This window comes from Acinetobacter sp. GN11 (assembly GCF_054823985.1).
This window is the reverse complement of record NZ_JRVL01000048.1, coordinates 1-15713: the sequence shown is the minus strand read 5'-3', so window position 1 is coordinate 15713 and position 15713 is coordinate 1. Positions and strand designations below refer to the sequence as shown.

Annotated in this window: 32 protein-coding genes; 11 read left to right on the top strand and 21 right to left on the bottom strand. The window is 40.7% G+C overall.

Annotated features, from left to right (window positions below):
- Nucleotide 1: 1 nt before the first annotated feature.
- The 21 genes from NL42_RS06180 to NL42_RS06080 all read right to left on the bottom strand — a co-directional run bounded on the left by NL42_RS06180 (nt 2) and on the right by NL42_RS06080 (nt 10344).
- Nucleotides 2-1288, bottom strand: a complete 1287-nt coding sequence (locus tag NL42_RS06180) for a PBSX family phage terminase large subunit (RefSeq protein ID WP_461312127.1) — start codon at nt 1286-1288, stop codon at nt 2-4.
- Entirely contained in the window at nt 1266-1760 is a 495-nt protein-coding gene (locus tag NL42_RS06175; protein ID WP_461312126.1) for a terminase small subunit, read from the bottom strand. Before NL42_RS06175 ends, NL42_RS06180 begins: the two co-directional genes overlap by 23 nt.
- Before the next feature lie 8 nt (nt 1761-1768).
- Entirely contained in the window at nt 1769-1918 is a 150-nt protein-coding gene (locus tag NL42_RS06170) for a hypothetical protein (RefSeq protein ID WP_246900965.1), read from the bottom strand.
- Between the two features lie 2 nt (nt 1919-1920).
- Nucleotides 1921-2403: a NinB/YbcN family protein gene (locus NL42_RS06165; protein ID WP_461312125.1), complete on the bottom strand. Its 483-nt coding sequence runs from the start codon at nt 2401-2403 to the stop codon at nt 1921-1923.
- A gap of 149 nt (nt 2404-2552) precedes the next feature.
- Entirely contained in the window at nt 2553-3047 is a 495-nt protein-coding gene (locus NL42_RS06160) for a hypothetical protein (protein WP_461312124.1), read from the bottom strand.
- A gap of 33 nt (nt 3048-3080) precedes the next feature.
- Nucleotides 3081-3356, bottom strand: coding sequence for a DUF968 domain-containing protein (locus NL42_RS06155; RefSeq protein ID WP_461312123.1), 276 nt, complete (start codon nt 3354-3356; stop codon nt 3081-3083).
- On the bottom strand, nt 3349-3519 hold the full coding sequence (locus tag NL42_RS06150; RefSeq protein WP_009499843.1) for a hypothetical protein: 171 nt from the start codon (nt 3517-3519) through the stop codon (nt 3349-3351). Before NL42_RS06150 ends, NL42_RS06155 begins: the two co-directional genes overlap by 8 nt.
- A 201-nt stretch (nt 3520-3720) precedes the next feature.
- Nucleotides 3721-3948: a hypothetical protein gene (locus tag NL42_RS06145; protein ID WP_461312122.1), complete on the bottom strand. Its 228-nt coding sequence runs from the start codon at nt 3946-3948 to the stop codon at nt 3721-3723.
- A gap of 402 nt (nt 3949-4350) precedes the next feature.
- Nucleotides 4351-4863: a hypothetical protein gene (locus NL42_RS06140; RefSeq protein ID WP_461312121.1), complete on the bottom strand. Its 513-nt coding sequence runs from the start codon at nt 4861-4863 to the stop codon at nt 4351-4353.
- Between the two features lie 10 nt (nt 4864-4873).
- Entirely contained in the window at nt 4874-5011 is a 138-nt protein-coding gene (locus NL42_RS06135) for a hypothetical protein (protein ID WP_461312120.1), read from the bottom strand.
- 9 nt (nt 5012-5020) lie between these two features.
- Nucleotides 5021-5446 carry a VRR-NUC domain-containing protein gene (locus NL42_RS06130; RefSeq protein ID WP_446089880.1) on the bottom strand — a complete coding sequence of 142 codons (426 nt, stop codon included), beginning with the start codon at nt 5444-5446 and terminating at the stop codon, nt 5021-5023.
- A 136-nt stretch (nt 5447-5582) separates the two neighbouring features.
- Entirely contained in the window at nt 5583-6197 is a 615-nt protein-coding gene (locus NL42_RS06125; protein ID WP_461312119.1) for a hypothetical protein, read from the bottom strand.
- Between the two features lie 3 nt (nt 6198-6200).
- Nucleotides 6201-6512: a hypothetical protein gene (locus NL42_RS06120; RefSeq protein WP_461312118.1), complete on the bottom strand. Its 312-nt coding sequence runs from the start codon at nt 6510-6512 to the stop codon at nt 6201-6203.
- Entirely contained in the window at nt 6509-6805 is a 297-nt protein-coding gene (locus NL42_RS06115) for a hypothetical protein (protein WP_461312117.1), read from the bottom strand. The genes NL42_RS06120 and NL42_RS06115 overlap by 4 nt, the downstream gene beginning before the upstream one ends.
- Nucleotides 6802-7272, bottom strand: a complete 471-nt coding sequence (locus NL42_RS06110) for a hypothetical protein (RefSeq protein ID WP_461312116.1) — start codon at nt 7270-7272, stop codon at nt 6802-6804. The genes NL42_RS06115 and NL42_RS06110 overlap by 4 nt, the downstream gene beginning before the upstream one ends.
- Nucleotides 7269-7838: a hypothetical protein gene (locus tag NL42_RS06105; protein ID WP_461312115.1), complete on the bottom strand. Its 570-nt coding sequence runs from the start codon at nt 7836-7838 to the stop codon at nt 7269-7271. The genes NL42_RS06110 and NL42_RS06105 overlap by 4 nt, the downstream gene beginning before the upstream one ends.
- A complete protein-coding gene (locus NL42_RS06100; protein ID WP_461312114.1) occupies nt 7838-8044 on the bottom strand; it encodes a hypothetical protein in 207 nt (68 codons plus the stop codon). The genes NL42_RS06105 and NL42_RS06100 overlap by 1 nt, the downstream gene beginning before the upstream one ends.
- On the bottom strand, nt 8041-8733 hold the full coding sequence (locus tag NL42_RS06095; RefSeq protein WP_461312113.1) for a hypothetical protein: 693 nt from the start codon (nt 8731-8733) through the stop codon (nt 8041-8043). Before NL42_RS06095 ends, NL42_RS06100 begins: the two co-directional genes overlap by 4 nt.
- Nucleotides 8714-9772 carry a hypothetical protein gene (locus NL42_RS06090; protein WP_461312112.1) on the bottom strand — a complete coding sequence of 353 codons (1059 nt, stop codon included), beginning with the start codon at nt 9770-9772 and terminating at the stop codon, nt 8714-8716. Before NL42_RS06090 ends, NL42_RS06095 begins: the two co-directional genes overlap by 20 nt.
- A 54-nt stretch (nt 9773-9826) precedes the next feature.
- A complete protein-coding gene (locus tag NL42_RS06085; RefSeq protein WP_461312111.1) occupies nt 9827-10147 on the bottom strand; it encodes an XRE family transcriptional regulator in 321 nt (106 codons plus the stop codon).
- Between the two features lie 8 nt (nt 10148-10155).
- Nucleotides 10156-10344: a hypothetical protein gene (locus NL42_RS06080; RefSeq protein WP_000020964.1), complete on the bottom strand. Its 189-nt coding sequence runs from the start codon at nt 10342-10344 to the stop codon at nt 10156-10158.
- A gap of 106 nt (nt 10345-10450) precedes the next feature.
- On the opposite strand from NL42_RS06080, the gene NL42_RS06075 reads away from it, so the two are divergent.
- The 11 genes from NL42_RS06075 to NL42_RS06025 all read left to right on the top strand — a co-directional run bounded on the left by NL42_RS06075 (nt 10451) and on the right by NL42_RS06025 (nt 15576).
- The gene (locus NL42_RS06075) at nt 10451-11170 is read left to right on the top strand and encodes a S24 family peptidase (RefSeq protein WP_198079335.1); all 720 of its coding nucleotides are present in this window, start codon (nt 10451-10453) and stop codon (nt 11168-11170) included.
- A 205-nt stretch (nt 11171-11375) separates the two neighbouring features.
- The gene (locus NL42_RS06070; RefSeq protein WP_461312110.1) at nt 11376-11567 is read left to right on the top strand and encodes a hypothetical protein; all 192 of its coding nucleotides are present in this window, start codon (nt 11376-11378) and stop codon (nt 11565-11567) included.
- Nucleotides 11567-11764, top strand: a complete 198-nt coding sequence (locus tag NL42_RS06065) for a hypothetical protein (RefSeq protein WP_461312109.1) — start codon at nt 11567-11569, stop codon at nt 11762-11764. The genes NL42_RS06070 and NL42_RS06065 overlap by 1 nt, the downstream gene beginning before the upstream one ends.
- Nucleotides 11764-12189 carry a hypothetical protein gene (locus tag NL42_RS06060; protein ID WP_461312108.1) on the top strand — a complete coding sequence of 142 codons (426 nt, stop codon included), beginning with the start codon at nt 11764-11766 and terminating at the stop codon, nt 12187-12189. Before NL42_RS06065 ends, NL42_RS06060 begins: the two co-directional genes overlap by 1 nt.
- On the top strand, nt 12182-12898 hold the full coding sequence (locus tag NL42_RS06055) for a hypothetical protein (protein WP_461312107.1): 717 nt from the start codon (nt 12182-12184) through the stop codon (nt 12896-12898). The genes NL42_RS06060 and NL42_RS06055 overlap by 8 nt, the downstream gene beginning before the upstream one ends.
- Nucleotides 12895-13278 carry a hypothetical protein gene (locus NL42_RS06050; protein WP_461312106.1) on the top strand — a complete coding sequence of 128 codons (384 nt, stop codon included), beginning with the start codon at nt 12895-12897 and terminating at the stop codon, nt 13276-13278. The genes NL42_RS06055 and NL42_RS06050 overlap by 4 nt, the downstream gene beginning before the upstream one ends.
- Entirely contained in the window at nt 13278-13505 is a 228-nt protein-coding gene (locus NL42_RS06045; protein WP_461312105.1) for a hypothetical protein, read from the top strand. The genes NL42_RS06050 and NL42_RS06045 overlap by 1 nt, the downstream gene beginning before the upstream one ends.
- A gap of 9 nt (nt 13506-13514) precedes the next feature.
- On the top strand, nt 13515-14243 hold the full coding sequence (locus NL42_RS06040; RefSeq protein WP_461312104.1) for an ERF family protein: 729 nt from the start codon (nt 13515-13517) through the stop codon (nt 14241-14243).
- Complete coding sequence (locus NL42_RS06035; RefSeq protein WP_461312103.1) at nt 14230-14841, top strand: lambda exonuclease family protein; 612 nt, start codon at nt 14230-14232, stop codon at nt 14839-14841. Before NL42_RS06040 ends, NL42_RS06035 begins: the two co-directional genes overlap by 14 nt.
- Entirely contained in the window at nt 14838-15206 is a 369-nt protein-coding gene (locus tag NL42_RS06030) for a hypothetical protein (protein ID WP_461312102.1), read from the top strand. The genes NL42_RS06035 and NL42_RS06030 overlap by 4 nt, the downstream gene beginning before the upstream one ends.
- A 4-nt stretch (nt 15207-15210) precedes the next feature.
- A complete protein-coding gene (locus tag NL42_RS06025) occupies nt 15211-15576 on the top strand; it encodes a hypothetical protein (protein WP_461312101.1) in 366 nt (121 codons plus the stop codon).
- Nucleotides 15577-15713: the final 137 nt, after the last annotated feature.

Below are 15713 nucleotides of genomic sequence, written 5' to 3'. Positions count from 1 at the left end.
TTTATCCCATCCAAGATGAAGCGGCTTTAGGTGGAGGTGGTGCTGATTTAGTCGGCTCGCACATCTTATTAATGTTTAGTGCGCCTTCTCCGAACGCATCCGAGCTATGTGATGCCCAGTCATGCACAGGAGTAGCCTTAAATTGCTCTAGCTTGTCGTTAAACTCGCGCCTGTAGTTTTGTAATGCTCTGACACCAAACTTGCATTTCTCAGCGTCAAACCATGCGTTTTTGAGCATTTGGCGTGTTGCTTCGATTCGATCTTCAACACCAAGTCTTGCCCCCTTAGTCATTTTGTACCCAAGCTTAGCCATAGTTTCTTCACGGCTTACACCGCTTGAAAGGTCACGTGCTGCGATATCATGAGGTGCAAAGTGTTTGCCATACTTATAGCCATGCTCTTTAGCTTTCTCATCCAGAATGCGTGCATAGTGTGACAGAGGCTCATTGTTAGCCTCATAATGATCAATGACACGAATCTCTTTGCCGTAGACTTGAAAGAACCAAATAGATGTTGGATCAAGAATCCCCAAGTCCCAAGATGTATAAACAAGCAAGTTAGGATCATGAGGTACTTTGCAGATGCGGTTTTCACGCTTGATTTGCTCAAACTCAGATTTGTAGATTGCACCATCTGCGATTTCTTTCGGCTTACCTAGATAGATATGCTCATATTCATCGTAATCAGTATCACGCATCTGCTCAGCAAGCTTGATTAAGTCTTCCGGACAGTGCTTGTTATCTGTGTAATTGATCTGAACAACCAATGTGTCATCTCGATTAACTGTCACATAATCTGCATAAACAGCATCGCTTGGCAGCTTAGGGTTCATGGACATGATGATCATACAGTTAGGAGTACGAACTACTGTAGGAATCAGGATTTTCAAAGAATAGCCGCTTACAGTTTGGGCTTCTTCAATCCATGTAATTGTTGCACCTTCAAAGGACTTAACAGAATCCACAGTATGATTTTGTAGACCAGAGAATGAAAACTCTGTGCCATTTTGCCCACGTATTTCAGTATCAAGGATTTGGTAGAAGCTTTCCAAGCCAAGAGAAACAATCCGGTCAGATAAGAGCTTGTGTACAGACTGTTTGATTGACTTCTGAATTTCACGACAACATAAGATACGGTGCTTTCTTTGAGCGCCTTCAATTAATAAGAAGTCTGCAATTTCCCATGACTTACCACCACCACGGCCACCATGAAATACATAGAATAATTTATTAGTTGCAAGGTGCTTGTAGAGTGGCTTGAATTTACTAGGTACTCGCTTCTCCATCATCTTCGAATACCACCTTTAAATTCATATCAACTGAGCCGCTGTGCTCATGTTGAATCTTGTCATTAAACATACCTGTGTGTTTGCCAAGCAGTTCATTTGCTCTAATAGCTCCTGCTGAGTCAAACTTGTAGGCTGCTTTTAACTCGCCTTCATCATCCAGAATCAACACCGGATCACCAGCCCGATCAAGTACTGGCTGAGCTTGCATACAACGCTCGGCAATGTTTCGGAGATTTCTAACAACATAAAGCTGATCAACACCCAATTCTTCCATGAGCATTGATTTCAAGTATTTGATACGTTCTTGTACTTTTGGAATCTTATAAACATCCCAAGAGTTCTGACGATGTTTGTATCCAGCGGCAATGCCAGCATCAGTAATACTGAACTGAGGACTTGCTAATAATGCTTGGCAGAACTTTTCATGACGCTCGTTCTCTAAAGGTTCTGCGCCTTTGATTTGTTCTTCCATAGGTGCCTCTATTCAATAACTCTTGCTAATTCGATTTTTTCTTTGCCAACTTTGGCTAAATATTTTCTTAACTTTGACATTGCTTGCTTTTCAGTTTTAGCAAATACAGTGTAAAGCGGCTTTGTTGTTCCCAATTCAACCCAGTGATATTGATTCATTGCTACTCCAACACATACTTAAGATCATCAGGCGTTTCCAAATAACACCCGTTTTTATTGCAGAATGCGTGAATGTCGTTTAGGTATTCAGTGAATTGAGCTGTGCTTGCATCTGTAGTGCTCATTAGCTCGCATAGGCCACTTGCTACATCTTGGTAGAGTGGATGTTTAGAATCCTTCAACTCTCTAACAGCTTTGAATGTTTTCTTGTATTGGCCAACGTCATCGCGATCATAGATTTTTGCTAAGAAGTTTTTCTTAAAGAACAGATGTTCGTAGTCTTTGTCTGTTCCCTGCTTAGCACTCCAAGTATGAAGCCACATCCAGTACAAGCGGTTTTGAGCCTTAGACCTGTCTTTCTCTTGAGGTGCGATCAATACGACTAACGGCTTTCCTTCAATTGCCGCTTCTGCGTGATTCTTATTAAGATAATTAGTTACATAGTTGATGTCGCAATGGTTCTTAACAACTTGTCGGAATTCCATTTTGACCTCACTAATTTCCGTACACCTTCATTACAGCCATGCAAATAAAGAAGGCCACCATGATGATTACATTTGCAATATCACTACTTTTCATTTTGACCTCGCAATAAAAAACCACCCGAGGGTGGCTTAATGATTATCTTTTCTTTCTAGACTTTTGCGGCTATTGCTAACTCTCTAAGGGTTACGCCAGTATGGTTGTCTTTTAAATTAGCAACCCAGTATGGATGTGTAACCCATCTTTCAAGCTCCCAGCAGTAAACATCGTCAATAGCTTTGGTTTTAGTAGCTTCTTTTACCTTTTCTCTACCACCAAATCGATCTACAAGCTCATTACCACTTTGCTCTTGAAATTCCGACTTAAGCCTATCAACAGTTACTTTAAAAACTTCATCAATATCGAGACGCAACTCTTTTGCTTTGGCAAAGTCTTTTGGTAGTAATCTGCTTGTCCATCGATCCATGCCTTTCTTCAAGCTTACCTGTACTTCTTCAAGCTCATTGTCATCAAAACAAGATAAAAGAACAGAGACATTGTATTCGCCATCATTTTTTGTAAATGTTGAGAATTGTCCTACTCGACCTTTCTGCTTATCAACCATAACGGCATAGTTTCGATGGAGATAATTATTTAATTCTTGCATGGCAGTCACCAATGTTTATTTGAATCAATTATATCAAAAAACTTCCCTATCTTTAAGATTAAGCATGCGCTCTGTTTTTTCTAACCATTGATCAAACATCACTTCCGATTCTTGTCTTGTGCCTAGCTGGTATGTGTCAAATAAGTGATGACATTTATGGCAGATAGGCACTGTAAACGCATCTGAGGCTTTTATTCCTTTGCCCTTGCCATGCTTACCAGAATTAGAATGAGCCGCTTGAGAGTGAGAATATCCACATCTAACGCATGGTAATTTTCTTATTGCTGCAAGTCGCTTTGCATCACGCATGAAGATTACTTCTAATATTCTTCACTTGGTCTTTGTGTCGCTTAATCTTCGCGTCAATATCAAGCATCTCTTTCGCAGTCATCAAACCACGTGAAAGATTTTGAAGCTTTTCTATTTCATTGCACAAAGCATTTAAATTCTTCTTCGCTTCGATTGTGTCCATATTCACCCCATTATTAGCTTATAAGCGCCATAGACAGCTAAACCTAAGATTACCAAGACTGAGCTCAAACAGATGCAGCCATGAATGTTGTCTGCTCGATCCGCCTTTCTTATTCTTTCTTGCATTCTTCTTGAATAATCATCCATGGTACTCTCCAAAAAAGAAAACCCCGTCAAACGACAGGGATGTAAACTTACAACTTCATACTGTGACTTTTATGCTAATCGTATTTTCCCTAATGCTTTCAATATTCAAAGGAAGTTCATGTTTTTTGCAATAGTCTTGAAGCTGACCAATAGCACCCTGCTCTATTTCGCTCAATGCTAATTCTGGAATTACTCTTAAGCCTGTTGCTGGTTGGTTGGGGTTATTAAAAATCCAACCAAAAATCTGATTGAATGTTGTAGTTGATGTAGAAACGCCAGTCATATCTAAACCTTATTAAAACTAATATTAAGGCTTAATACTGCGGCTCTTTCTGATTAAATGCAATACCCAATTGTAATGTAAGTGATTGATATATTAGTGTTATATCACTACAAACACTTAATCTTTCCACACTTTCTGCATTCTTTGATTGGGTCGTCGTTGTAATCCGATCCATATTCCCAGACATGTATGCAAAAGACCTGCTTAATTATTCGGAGCATGTGAACCTCCAAAAAGCAAAAAGCCCATCGGATGATGAGCTTTTAAATCTGGGAGCCAGAATCCTAATTAATCGGAGCTTATCCCGTTGCGCAATAGGTCTGACATTATTCAGTGATGCCTTACTTACACTTCGCACCACTATAACACGAATATATAACATTGATGACGTCACATCAATAATCAGATATCAACTCTTTTGATCTTTGCGCTGTGAGCAATAAATGGGTAACGAGTATGAATTGCCGCAAGCCCACATTTGACATCAAACTTAGCGTCCATCAAGGTACGCGTTTCATTTACTAACGCTGAGAATGGATTGCCATAGAAGTAACGATCAATAACCGCATCAAGCCACTCATCAAGAATTTCTGACTGCCCTTGCATATCCAGAATGAGACGCTGAACTGCACGTGCTTCATTGTCTGTGATTTCGCAAGTAATTCCTTTGCCTCGCCCTTTAGGAGTGATTGAGTCATCAGAACACAACCAATCTGCCATGATCTGATCTTTACCTTTCACCTCTTGCTTACGTTTCTTAGCTGCCTGATCCATAGCGACAGCAATCGGGTTTATGCTCTTTCCACAAGTTCCAGAATTTGAGTACATCCAAGCCCCAAATTGATAAAGCCATTCTTCTAGACTGTATTTAGTCCAGTCCGTTGTTTGCATAATGTGATTTACTGCCGCATTCATACCTATCCCCTTAACCGTAAATATGCATTACTGTGATTGCGCCTAGAAATGCTGTGATTACTAATGCATGTCCCGCACATGCCACTGCGCCTTTTGGTGATGACCACAAGATAAAAAACACTAAAAGAACTGCTAAAAATATTTCCATCACGCCACCTCAAATCATCAAATACTTTTTAATTTCATCTATGGCTTCATCTGCACCGAAGCAGACTTTGCACATGTAACCTTGTTCTTCTAAGCGTTGGATCATGAGTCTCTGGCTTGGTTGCAACTTTCCTTTCTTGCCTTTTAACTCAATCCATAAGCCATGAATCTGACCATTGGGAACGATAAGCTGAAGGTCTGGAACACCAGCCTTCACACCCATCTTCTTAAACTTTGCAGCTTCAATGATGTTGCGCGAACCACCATTGGGGATGTGGAACAGGTAATCACTCAAACGACCTGAACCATACTTCACACGATGCGCCCAACTCATGAGCGTCATCTGTTCTTGATCTTCTGTAGGCACTCTATTAAATCGCTTAGAACGAGCTGCCTTTTGTGACTGAATCTTTTGAGCCTCTTTGAATGTGGTCATTGGTCGCTCCTTACAACAGAAAGAATAAGGAATATCATGCAAATCATTAGGCAAATACCTGTGAAGCCATTCTTAAAACTTGCAAAGAGAATGGCGTTACAGATAGTCATTACAGACTGCAATTGTTGTGTTTTATTCATCCTTCCCCCTTGAGCGCTTGCTCTAAATCAAAGATAAAGCTGTCTATGTCTGCACCTTCATCTTTAAAACCGTAATGGCCTTCCTTGGCAGCGTTAAGTTTTCTTTGGATAAGGTCCACCCGCTTTTGCAGCTCTTCCTTTTCTGCTGCATGCTTCACATTGATATCGTAAAGCTCCTGAACATCTTTATTTCTTTGAAGTAGAAACTTGTCATGCTGATCGAATTGTTTTTGCAGCTCGTCACGTTCAGCGATCAAATCCTTATTTGCTTTTTGTGTGAATTGGATAAGTGATCTATCTCTATCGACGCGTTGCTCAAGAGCTTCATGTGCTGTCGCAAACGTATCAACATCTTCATAAGCCTGTTTAAGTTTGCCTTCTAGCCCCTCCACTTTCGCTTGCTGTTCATCAATCTTTCTTTGTTGATGCTCTGCTGCTGGAATCCAGATTTCAGTGAAAGAAAGCTCGCTATCTTCTCGGATAAATCTCCTATCCTTCATCGCAACAAGAGAATAATCGGCGCCTTGTTTCAGGTAATGCATGATGAATTTAAGGCGCTCGTTATCTACAAAGCTCATCTCACCATTTGTATCAATAAACATAGTTGTCATTTTTTATTCTCCAATTACCTTGCAATTCGGCAAAATGTGGTTTTCTATGTGGGAGTCGTCGCCTAGGTCTTCACAAGGGAAAGGGTTAATTACATGAGCAAGAGATACATGCTCAACACCTTCAATTGACACCATTGCAAAGCCGTGACCATGTTCAAATGCATCTCTAAACACTTGGTCTACAGGCTTTCTACGATCAACGCGCTTGCCATTCTCTGTACCAAAACCACAAATCAGACAAGCAATGTCATAACCATGTGGGCATGCTTCTAATTCTTTAAACTCACTCATGGCTGGCTCTTTTTTCTTGTTCATACCGCCTCCTTGTCATGTCTGGTCATGATCTCTTCACGCAAGCCGTAGAGTTCAATCCCTTTGTCATCGCCTAGAGGCATAAGCCAAGCTGCTTTTGAAATAACCCAAGGCTTAACTTGACCATCAGTTCCTTTAATTCCTTCTCCAGTTACTTTCCAACAGTTTTCCCAAACGTCTCCATCATCAAAACGGACTGCCTCATGATGACTAAGAAGTTCAACAACCTTCCCAACATTTGCACCTGAACATGAGTTAATAACCAAAGCCAACCCGCCTACCTGTAATCTGCTCATGCCGCTTTCCCCTTATACAAACAATTAGCCACTGCCCACGCATCAAGACACGTATCGCCTTTGAACTCTTCATCCATCATTGATAGCCACTCTTCCTTAGCGCCTTTCCATCCTTTGGTTTTAAGTCCTTGCCCTTTGTTCACATAGCAATCTGAATAGCCATTGATGAACTCCGATAGCTTCATTGGTGTGTCAATACGGAATCCACGCTCTACAATCCCTTCCTCGCCTGTATCCTTCTTGATCTTTGCAAAGAAAGTCACGCCATAAGTCTGATGATTCGGAATAGTCCCGAACTGCAAAGCTGTAAGTAATGAACCTTGGTAAATCTTCATAAGTACTGGTAAAGGCAATTGACCGGTTGTATCACCTGATTGCTTTTCGTATTGCTCTACGATTTCAACTGCATTGAATACATTCCAAGAGAGTTGATAGTGCTGAGCTTTATTCTGTTTACGCTTTCTCATGCTGCCATCTCCTTTTTGCGCTTATTAGCTTCATTCATGCAGTGAACGCACTTATTGCAAGTGACATAGCGAGTTGTTGTTTTGCACTTTTCACACTCTCTTCCGGTGTAATAAGGCAACCCTTTATCCATTGCTTCATTACGGGTTTTTAAGAGTGGATTCCCTTTCTGGCGCTTTTCAATTTCTTTTCTAGCTGTCATCAAACGGTTGTATAGAGCCTTTGTACATGTTTGAGTTCTATTGATTCTCCATAGGACCGAAGGTGCAGTGCCTGCCTTTTCAGCCAGCATTGCTTGACGGCCTACTTCATCTTCAACCCACTCACATAACTCTTTAATTTCTTCAGGAGTTGCCTGAGCACGTTTAGGACCTGACTTAGCTGAGGGCCCTTTTACAGTCGACACTCGCTTTATCTCTACTTGAGGCTTATTCAAATGCTCTTTAAGCGGGTGATCAGTGCCATTCATCACAGCAAATTGAACAGCCTTAAGCACACATAAATCATAAGGTGGTCGACCATTACGTTGAGCCACAACGGCTAGTTGTTCTCTGATTTTTGAAAGCATCATGAAACACCTCCAAGTACGGCATTGCTATTTTTAAAAACACCGCTTTTTATTTGTTTCTCTACCCATGCCTTGTGCCACTTTTCATTGAATGGGAAGGAAGGCTCGATATGTGGGTTACTTTGGTTTTTGTGGTGCCCATAACTAATCTTGTCACCACTCAAAACTGCATTGCTAAATTGAGATAAGAATTCGAGTTGATTCATGCAAGCCCCCCATCTTCACCTTCAGGGCGTTTCAGTAGAGCTTTAAGTTGATTGATGTATTCCTGCATTTGAGCTTTTTGCTCTGGTGTTTTTTCTGGTTCAGGCTCTCGCCATGGTGTATTTTTCTCAACTTTACGAGCAATCTCTACTGGTCGAATCCATACAGATTGTGGAATACCTTTCTCTACTAGTTCATTAACAACATCCGTGTAGTTTTCCTTAAATGCTTCGTACACGTTGTAAGATGCGCGCTCGTAGTTACTTGCATACTCAAGATTCACAAAACCTTCATAGCAACGGTCATATGCTTCTTTCTCAGCATTGGTAATCACTGTGTCGCGGTTTTCACGCCACTTGATGATGTTCATCAACGCTGCATGTTTCTTCTTGTAGGAATCAATTGCACGCTGTTGCTCAGATCCAAAACCTTCAATACCTAAACACCATTTGCGGAACATTGCAGGATCAGGACAGTAGCCATTGTCACGGACCATACAAAGGCCTTTGTCCACTTGCTCATGTGTAAGACCATCAAGACAGAGTTTCATTGCATGATTGATTTGCTCAGTTGCAATTCCTTCGAATGTTTTTTCAAAAGAGCGAGGAGCAATTGCTTTGAAGATCGCCACAACTTTCGCAGAGTTAATATGAGCCACAGCTCTTTGATTATTAGAAACCATACTGTTCATTGCCTGCCTCCTCTTGTGCGATTAGCTCTTGAATTTCAGACATGCGAGTAGAAGCTTGGCTTTGATTTCCAAAACCTTGAGTTTGTTGTTTAGGTGGGAACAAGCCTTGATAGTTGCCAGCAATTGCAGTCTTAAGAGACTGGTTTGATGCTTCAAAACCCCATGCTTTTAGGTCCTTGTAAATCACATTCAAAGCATTCTTGGTTAATTTAGTTTTAGCTTGTTGAGAGCGGTTAGCTACGAACTGCTCCCATAGCTCAAGATCACAAAGGTTTGCAAAAGTGTTTTTAGTGAGTTTGATAACTTCATCAAAACTTAATTTACGTACTTTGTCTTTGCGTTCTTTTTCAGCTTTAGCTTTTGCTTCAGCTTCCAGTTTTTGTTGTTCAAGAATGATCTGTTTTTGAGTTTCTTGATAAACATAAAAACTAGCTTCAAGTGGTTTGTTTGAGCGAAGCGAGTTAATAAATATATTTCTAAAAGAATCTATAAAAAGAAACTCTATTGATGCACCACTAGTCGAAGCACCTTCCGCACCACTAGTCGAAGCGGACTGCACCACTAATTGAAGCGCTTCACTAATCGAAGCGCATCGGTTATTGATGCGGAGTGCTTTAATTTCTGAAGCGCTAAACTTCTCAAAAGCATCTACCAATGACACTTCATTAATCTGGTATTTGTTGCCTAATTTGTTATTACGCTCAACAACACTTACAACTTCAAACCAAGTTAATTCTTTTAGACCATTAGTTACTGTTCCAGAGCTAAGCTTGTTAGATCCTTTAAGCTTTCCGCCCTGCAATTGACGATGTGAGATGTGATCAGAAGGCTTATTAAATCCGTTAGTAAACCCCATAATCGCTGAATATACGTTTTTAGCAGCATCAGAAATGAACGGCTCTACCTCGTAATGGTAAAGACGGCTTTTCATAATGAAGCCTTTTGATAATTGATCCGACATAGCATTACGCTCTTTCTTCGGAAAACGAACCAACTCTCCTTGCGGGATTGGCGGCTCTTGTGCTAAATTTGTTTTCATTCATTGGTTCCTAATTGATGAATACTTAAGCCTGATCCACGAAATCAGGCTTTTTTATTTGAATAAAATTCGCATGTACTCAGGTGAGTTGAATGCGTTACGTAAATAAACACGTGTTGCCTCTGCAACTTCTTCCGAACAATAAACATCGCTCGAATCAACAACCTTCAATCCAATAGCTGCCAATAAAGCGCTAATAAATTCAACCTCTGTCAAGTCATTGGATTTCTTATCATTTTTCATGCGAGATAATGTGCTTCCGTCCACTCTGAGTCCTTCAGCAACCTTTCCTTGATTGCTTGCATTTAGCGCTTTCAAAATGATCGAAGCGTTATTGATAGCGCTTGCAGACATTTCTACTGATACTTTGCTCATGGTGATTCCTATGCAGCGTTATGACTTTGAATATTTGGGTTTAAAAAAATGTGTGGGTACTGCAATTTGATCTTTGCTGGTATTCCACGCTTCATCCAGTTCTGGACACGTTGCTTATCTTTGAAGCCAAGCAGCTCTGCCACTTTTGTAGAGCCACCAAGCTTCAAGAGAATTTCTTTGTCAGCTTCAATTGACATGGTCGCCTCAAGTAAACATTTGTTTAGTACATAGTAAACATCGTGTTTCCTATTGTCAAATCATTTGTTTAACACAAAGTGTTTACTTTTTTGGATAATGTGTTTAATGAAAACCTTGGATACTGTGATGAAAGACGAAAAGCCAGCCCACCCATCGGTGCTAAGACTTTTAGAAGCAAGTGGCATGACACAAGAAGAAACTGCCAAGGCTATTGACGAATTCCCACAGACAATTACAAACTGGAAGAAACGTGGAGTATCAAAGGCAGGCGCACTTAAAGCAGCTGCTATTTTTGGTGTTGGTGCTAACTGGATTCTTAAAGGGGAAGGAAGTAAATCACAGGGAAATGTAACTAAAGTCGTAGAGTGGGATTCAGACACTCCAGTAGATAATGACGAAGTGGAAATACCTTTTTATAAAGAGGTATTAGTGTCATGTGGATCGGGGTCTTTAGCTGAAATGGTCGGCAATGAAACAAGAAAATTAAGATTAAGTAAGGCGACCTTAAGGCAATATGGTGTTGAACCTTCAAACGCTTATGCGCTAACGGCATTTGGAAACTCAATGTCTCCTGTTATTAACAGCGGTGCTACCGTCTATGTTGATGTAGGCAGAACGAATATTGTTGACGGTAAAATTTATGCAATTAACCATGGGGGTTTGTTTAAATTTAAGTATTTGTACAGGCTGCCAAAAGGTGGCGTTAAGATAGTTAGCGAGAACAAGGAAGAGTACCCAGATGAATATCTTACAGCTGAGGAAGTAATAGATCAGGAATTTTGTGTAGTTGCTTACGCATTTAACGTACAGAACTCACTTCCATAAACAAATAAACATAGTGTTTCAAAAGGGCCGCTTAATGCGGTCTTTTTTATGTCTATGTTTAGAAACAAGAAAACAAAATAATAAACATTTGTTTGCTTTTCTTCTTGACTACAGTAAACACCACGTTTACTATTATCTCACAAGATAACAAAAAAGCCCCTAGCTTTCGACGGACAGGGACTTTTACTCAATGAGTGAGATAAGTATGAATCAAAGAATCGAAAAGTACAAGTTTAGCCAAGCCTTTAAGGATGGAACATTAGCCTTCCTATTGTTCTGGGTAGTGTTCTTTTTAGCTGTTGGTCTTTTACGTGGCTGTGCTGACGAACAAGCAGCAAACGAACTAAAAGCAAAACAGAACATGTATGTGCGTGTGCAAGTGGAAGGAGCTAACTAATGAATATCTCAGACAAAAGAAAACTAATCGTAGGCGTTGAGGCTTTAGCTGTTCGCCCTGCCACTGTAACTGCTGAAACTATAACAGACGTTCTTAAGGGTTTCCAAGAACTAATCAAGGAGTCACTGCAAGGCCAAATTGAGGTTGTGTATGTGATGAAGAAACAAGAAGGCGTTCAGGTTGAGGGGGTGAAGTGATGGAAGCACTAACTTTACGTGATCAGTTTGCAATTGCTGTTATGCAAGGCGAGTTGTCAGCCCAAGGTGAAGATTTCACTTGGGCAAATGAAAACGCTCTAGCCGCTCGTGCATATGAAGTAGCAGACGCAATGCTTGCCGAGATATCAAAAGTAACTGCTTTGGATAGCAAAGACTCATTTACTCGGAATATAAACCAAGCAGTTAATGTTGACTGGTCACAAGCACCTAGCTGGGCAAATTTTTGGGTTCAAGATGTTCAAGGATCATATTGGTTTGACCAAGAGCCTGTACTCAAAGGTCGCATCTTCTTCGGAAGTGAATATGCATCATGGAATTGCGAGAGCGCGCCAGATTTTGATTATGAATTAGTAGGAAATGGGCCTTGCTACCAAAAACGCCCAGAGGAGCCCTCTCATGGATAACTACAAAATCAAAGTTAAAGATGAAGCTGAGAGCAAAGTGGCTCAGGAGTTGATGTTCCAGTTGGGTGGAACTTGGCATGATCTTAAAACTGACATTAGGGAAATACCATATGTAGAAAAGTATTTATTTCTAAAAGATGGTTTGGTTACTTATGGGGGATGGGAATCATATTCTTATCATTGTGGCCAAGAACTCACCCTCCCTCAACTCCGCGACCTTGTTGTGTTGAAGCGTAATGATGTGAAGGATGCGAATTACACCTACTGTGGCAAACCAGTATTAGGCCTTGATACCCAAGATTACAAAGTCTGGAACAATTTAGATAAATGTTGGGCTACTCATCTTGGTTCTGACACTGATTTGCGAAACGGTTTAAAGCCAATCGCTCAAACCCAAGACCCAGCCTTGATTAGCGGTGCGGAGGCGCACAAAGCCCTATTAGCTGGTGAGAATGTCCAGTACTCAGGTTATGGGGAACAAGATTGGGATACAGCACTTAACTGCAATATTGGTGTTTTCCTTAATCATGAGAAGTTTCCTGATTTCAGTTTCAGGATAGTTCCTCGCACGATCAAGGTTAATTCCGAACTTCCTAAACCACAAAAAGAAACTCAACACAATTCGTTGGTTTATGCAGTCACTTACGAGTTCAAAACTCGCGAAGAACGCAATGCATTTGCAGACAAGCTGAGAGGTACTAACTCATGAATATGTTAGCGAACCTTGTATTTGATGCTGCGGTATTCACAAGCCTTGAAGCAACAAATGTGGAAGTAATTAACGATGAGATTTACTTCTCTCTGATCTGTCCAAGTAAAGAACACATCTTTGTTGTTGGTAAGTGCAGCGGCATAGAGAAAGAAAGCTCTTTTGAGTGGGATGAAGGCAATCCTCAGTATGCACAAGACGTTAATTTCACAATGCTTCAAGTGACTGAATTTAGTCGTCCACATGTTGAAGAATACGAATTTGTAGATGCTATAGATGGTCAGCCTTTCGCCTTAACTTCAACTCAGATTCAAGCAATCAATGAAGAGTTAGAAGAGCTGGCAAGGGAAGAAAAAATCAATGAGTTGAGAGGTGGGTGATGTCGAAACGCGCCCTACTCCATAAGTCAAAACTAGAAAGTTTTAAGTCTTGGCTTATTGAAAACCAAATTCAGTATCGAGAAGGAAAAGGTGATTTTCAGGTTCTACAAGTTGAAGCGAAAGATAGGTTTTACCCAATCTATGACAGGTTTCAGGGTGACCACTTAACAGCTCAAAGAGAACTAATCCCTTTAGTTAAAAGATATATAGCAAGTGAAAAGAATTAGGAGAAGATTATGAATGCGCCAGTAAATACACAAGTTCCAATGATTCAAGATCAGAATAATCAACTCTTTGGTTTAATTGAACGTGTGCTAAGCAGCCCCACGCCAGACATGGCAATCATTGAAAAGATGCTAGACATGCAAGAGCGAGTTATGGCTAAGCAAGCTGAAATGGCTTTTGACCGTGACTTTGCAATGATGGCTCCTGAAATTCCAGTAATTGCTGAAACTTCTAATGGTCATAATATTACTTATGCAGCATTAGAAACTATTGATGCAGTTGTTCGCCCTATTCTTTCTAAGTTTGGCTTCGCAACTTCTTATCGTGTTGAGCATCCTGAGCCAACAAAGGTAAAGGTTACATGTGTCTTGATGCACAAAGATGGGCATCGTGAAAGCACAAGCATGGAATTAAATGCTGATACCTCTGGATCTAAAAATGCAGTTCAAGCTTTAGGTTCAAGTGTCACATACGGTAAGCGCTATACCCTTTGCGCCATCTTAAATATCACTACAGCAAAAGAAGACGACAACGGGTTTGCGGCTAAGCCTTTTTGCCCTATGACACCTGAGCAAATCCAAATGCTAACAGGTCTTCATGATCGTCTTGAGCCCTTCCAGCAACAACTATTCTTTGAGCAATTCGGGACTATTGAGAACATCAATAAGTCTCTATTTACCAAAGCTCAATCTGCATTGAATAAGTTGATCAAACAAGGAAATGGCAATGCTAATACTTGATTGTGAACAAGGTTCACCTGAATGGTTACAAGCAAGAGCAGGTCTAATCACCTGCTCAGAGCTTGAGGCGGTTTTCTCTAAAGGCAAAGGTAGTGAGAAATTCGGAAAGGGTGCAATCACGTATATGTATGAGTTGATTGGCGAGCAAATCACTGGTGAGCCTAAAGAAAGCTTTTCAGGATTCCATACAGAGCGCGGACATGTTCATGAGCCAATGGTTATTGAACTTTACGAAATGCAGACAGGTAATGAAGTTGGTAAGTGCGGATTCATTATCGGTGAGAAGTTTGGTTATAGCCCTGATGGCTTAGTGGGTTCAAACGGGTTGACAGAAGTTAAGTCAAAGCTTCCGAAGCTACAGGCTCAGATCCTTTATGAAGGTGTTTTGCCACCAGAGCATTACTACCAATGCATGGGCGGTATATCAGCAGCGGAACGCGAGTGGATTGATTTCATTAGCTACTGCCCTTCAATGCCTTTGTTTGTAAAGCGTCTATACCGAGACGAGAAAGTAATAACAGAAATTAATAACCGTGTTGATCAATTCTTAGAAGAACTGGACAAGCGGAAACAGGTGATTTTGGGAGCAGCAGCATGACAGATCAAGAATACAGAGGGAATATGAACTACCCTTTTCAAGATCACATCGTTTTGAATGTCGATGAAAATGTAGTCCCTTTCCCAAGAACAAATCTTCGCAAGTGTCAGCACGCTCAAGTAGAGATTGACACTAAAGCTTTAGAGCTTACATGCATGAAGTGCGGAGCAAAAGTAAATCCTGTGATGTGGATCAAAGACACTATGAAGTATTGGTCAAGACAACAAACAAGGATTACAGAGCAGAAAAAGCAGATTAGTGAAGACCTTGAGGAGCTAAAGAAAAGAGCCCGAACCAAGTGTCAGCACTGCAACAAGATGACTGCTATTAACTTAAAGAATTTCAAATTTACAGTAATTGGGTGATGACATGACAGATTTGAATAAGGAAAGAGAGGCTTTTGAGCGCTTTGAACACTCAAAAAAACCATGTGCGATAAAAGAAAGTTTGTTTGAGGTTTTCACTGAAGAAGACCTTGATGAAGATGAATATTCATATATTGGAAAATATGTTGATAGTTTCATGGAAGAGAAATGGGAATTGTGGCAAAAAGCCAAAGCTCAGGCGGTGCCAGAGGGTTATGTTTTAGTTTCGAAGGATAAGTTGCACGAATGGCATTGCATGGCTAATCGTTCAGAGGAACTTGGGTGTCCTGAATGTTACGAAGCTCGCGGTTATGCCCATAATCTTGCGTGTGAGTTAAGTGAAGCAAGCGAATCGGGAGCTGAGGGATGAAAGTAAATCGCATCGTTTGCTGGTTTAGCTGCGGTGCGGCCTCTGCTGTAGCTACTAAAATTTTGCTTCAGCAAGCCGCTAAGCTCTACCCCGATGTGCCAGTTGTCATTGCTAATAGCCCTATTATTGAAGAGCAT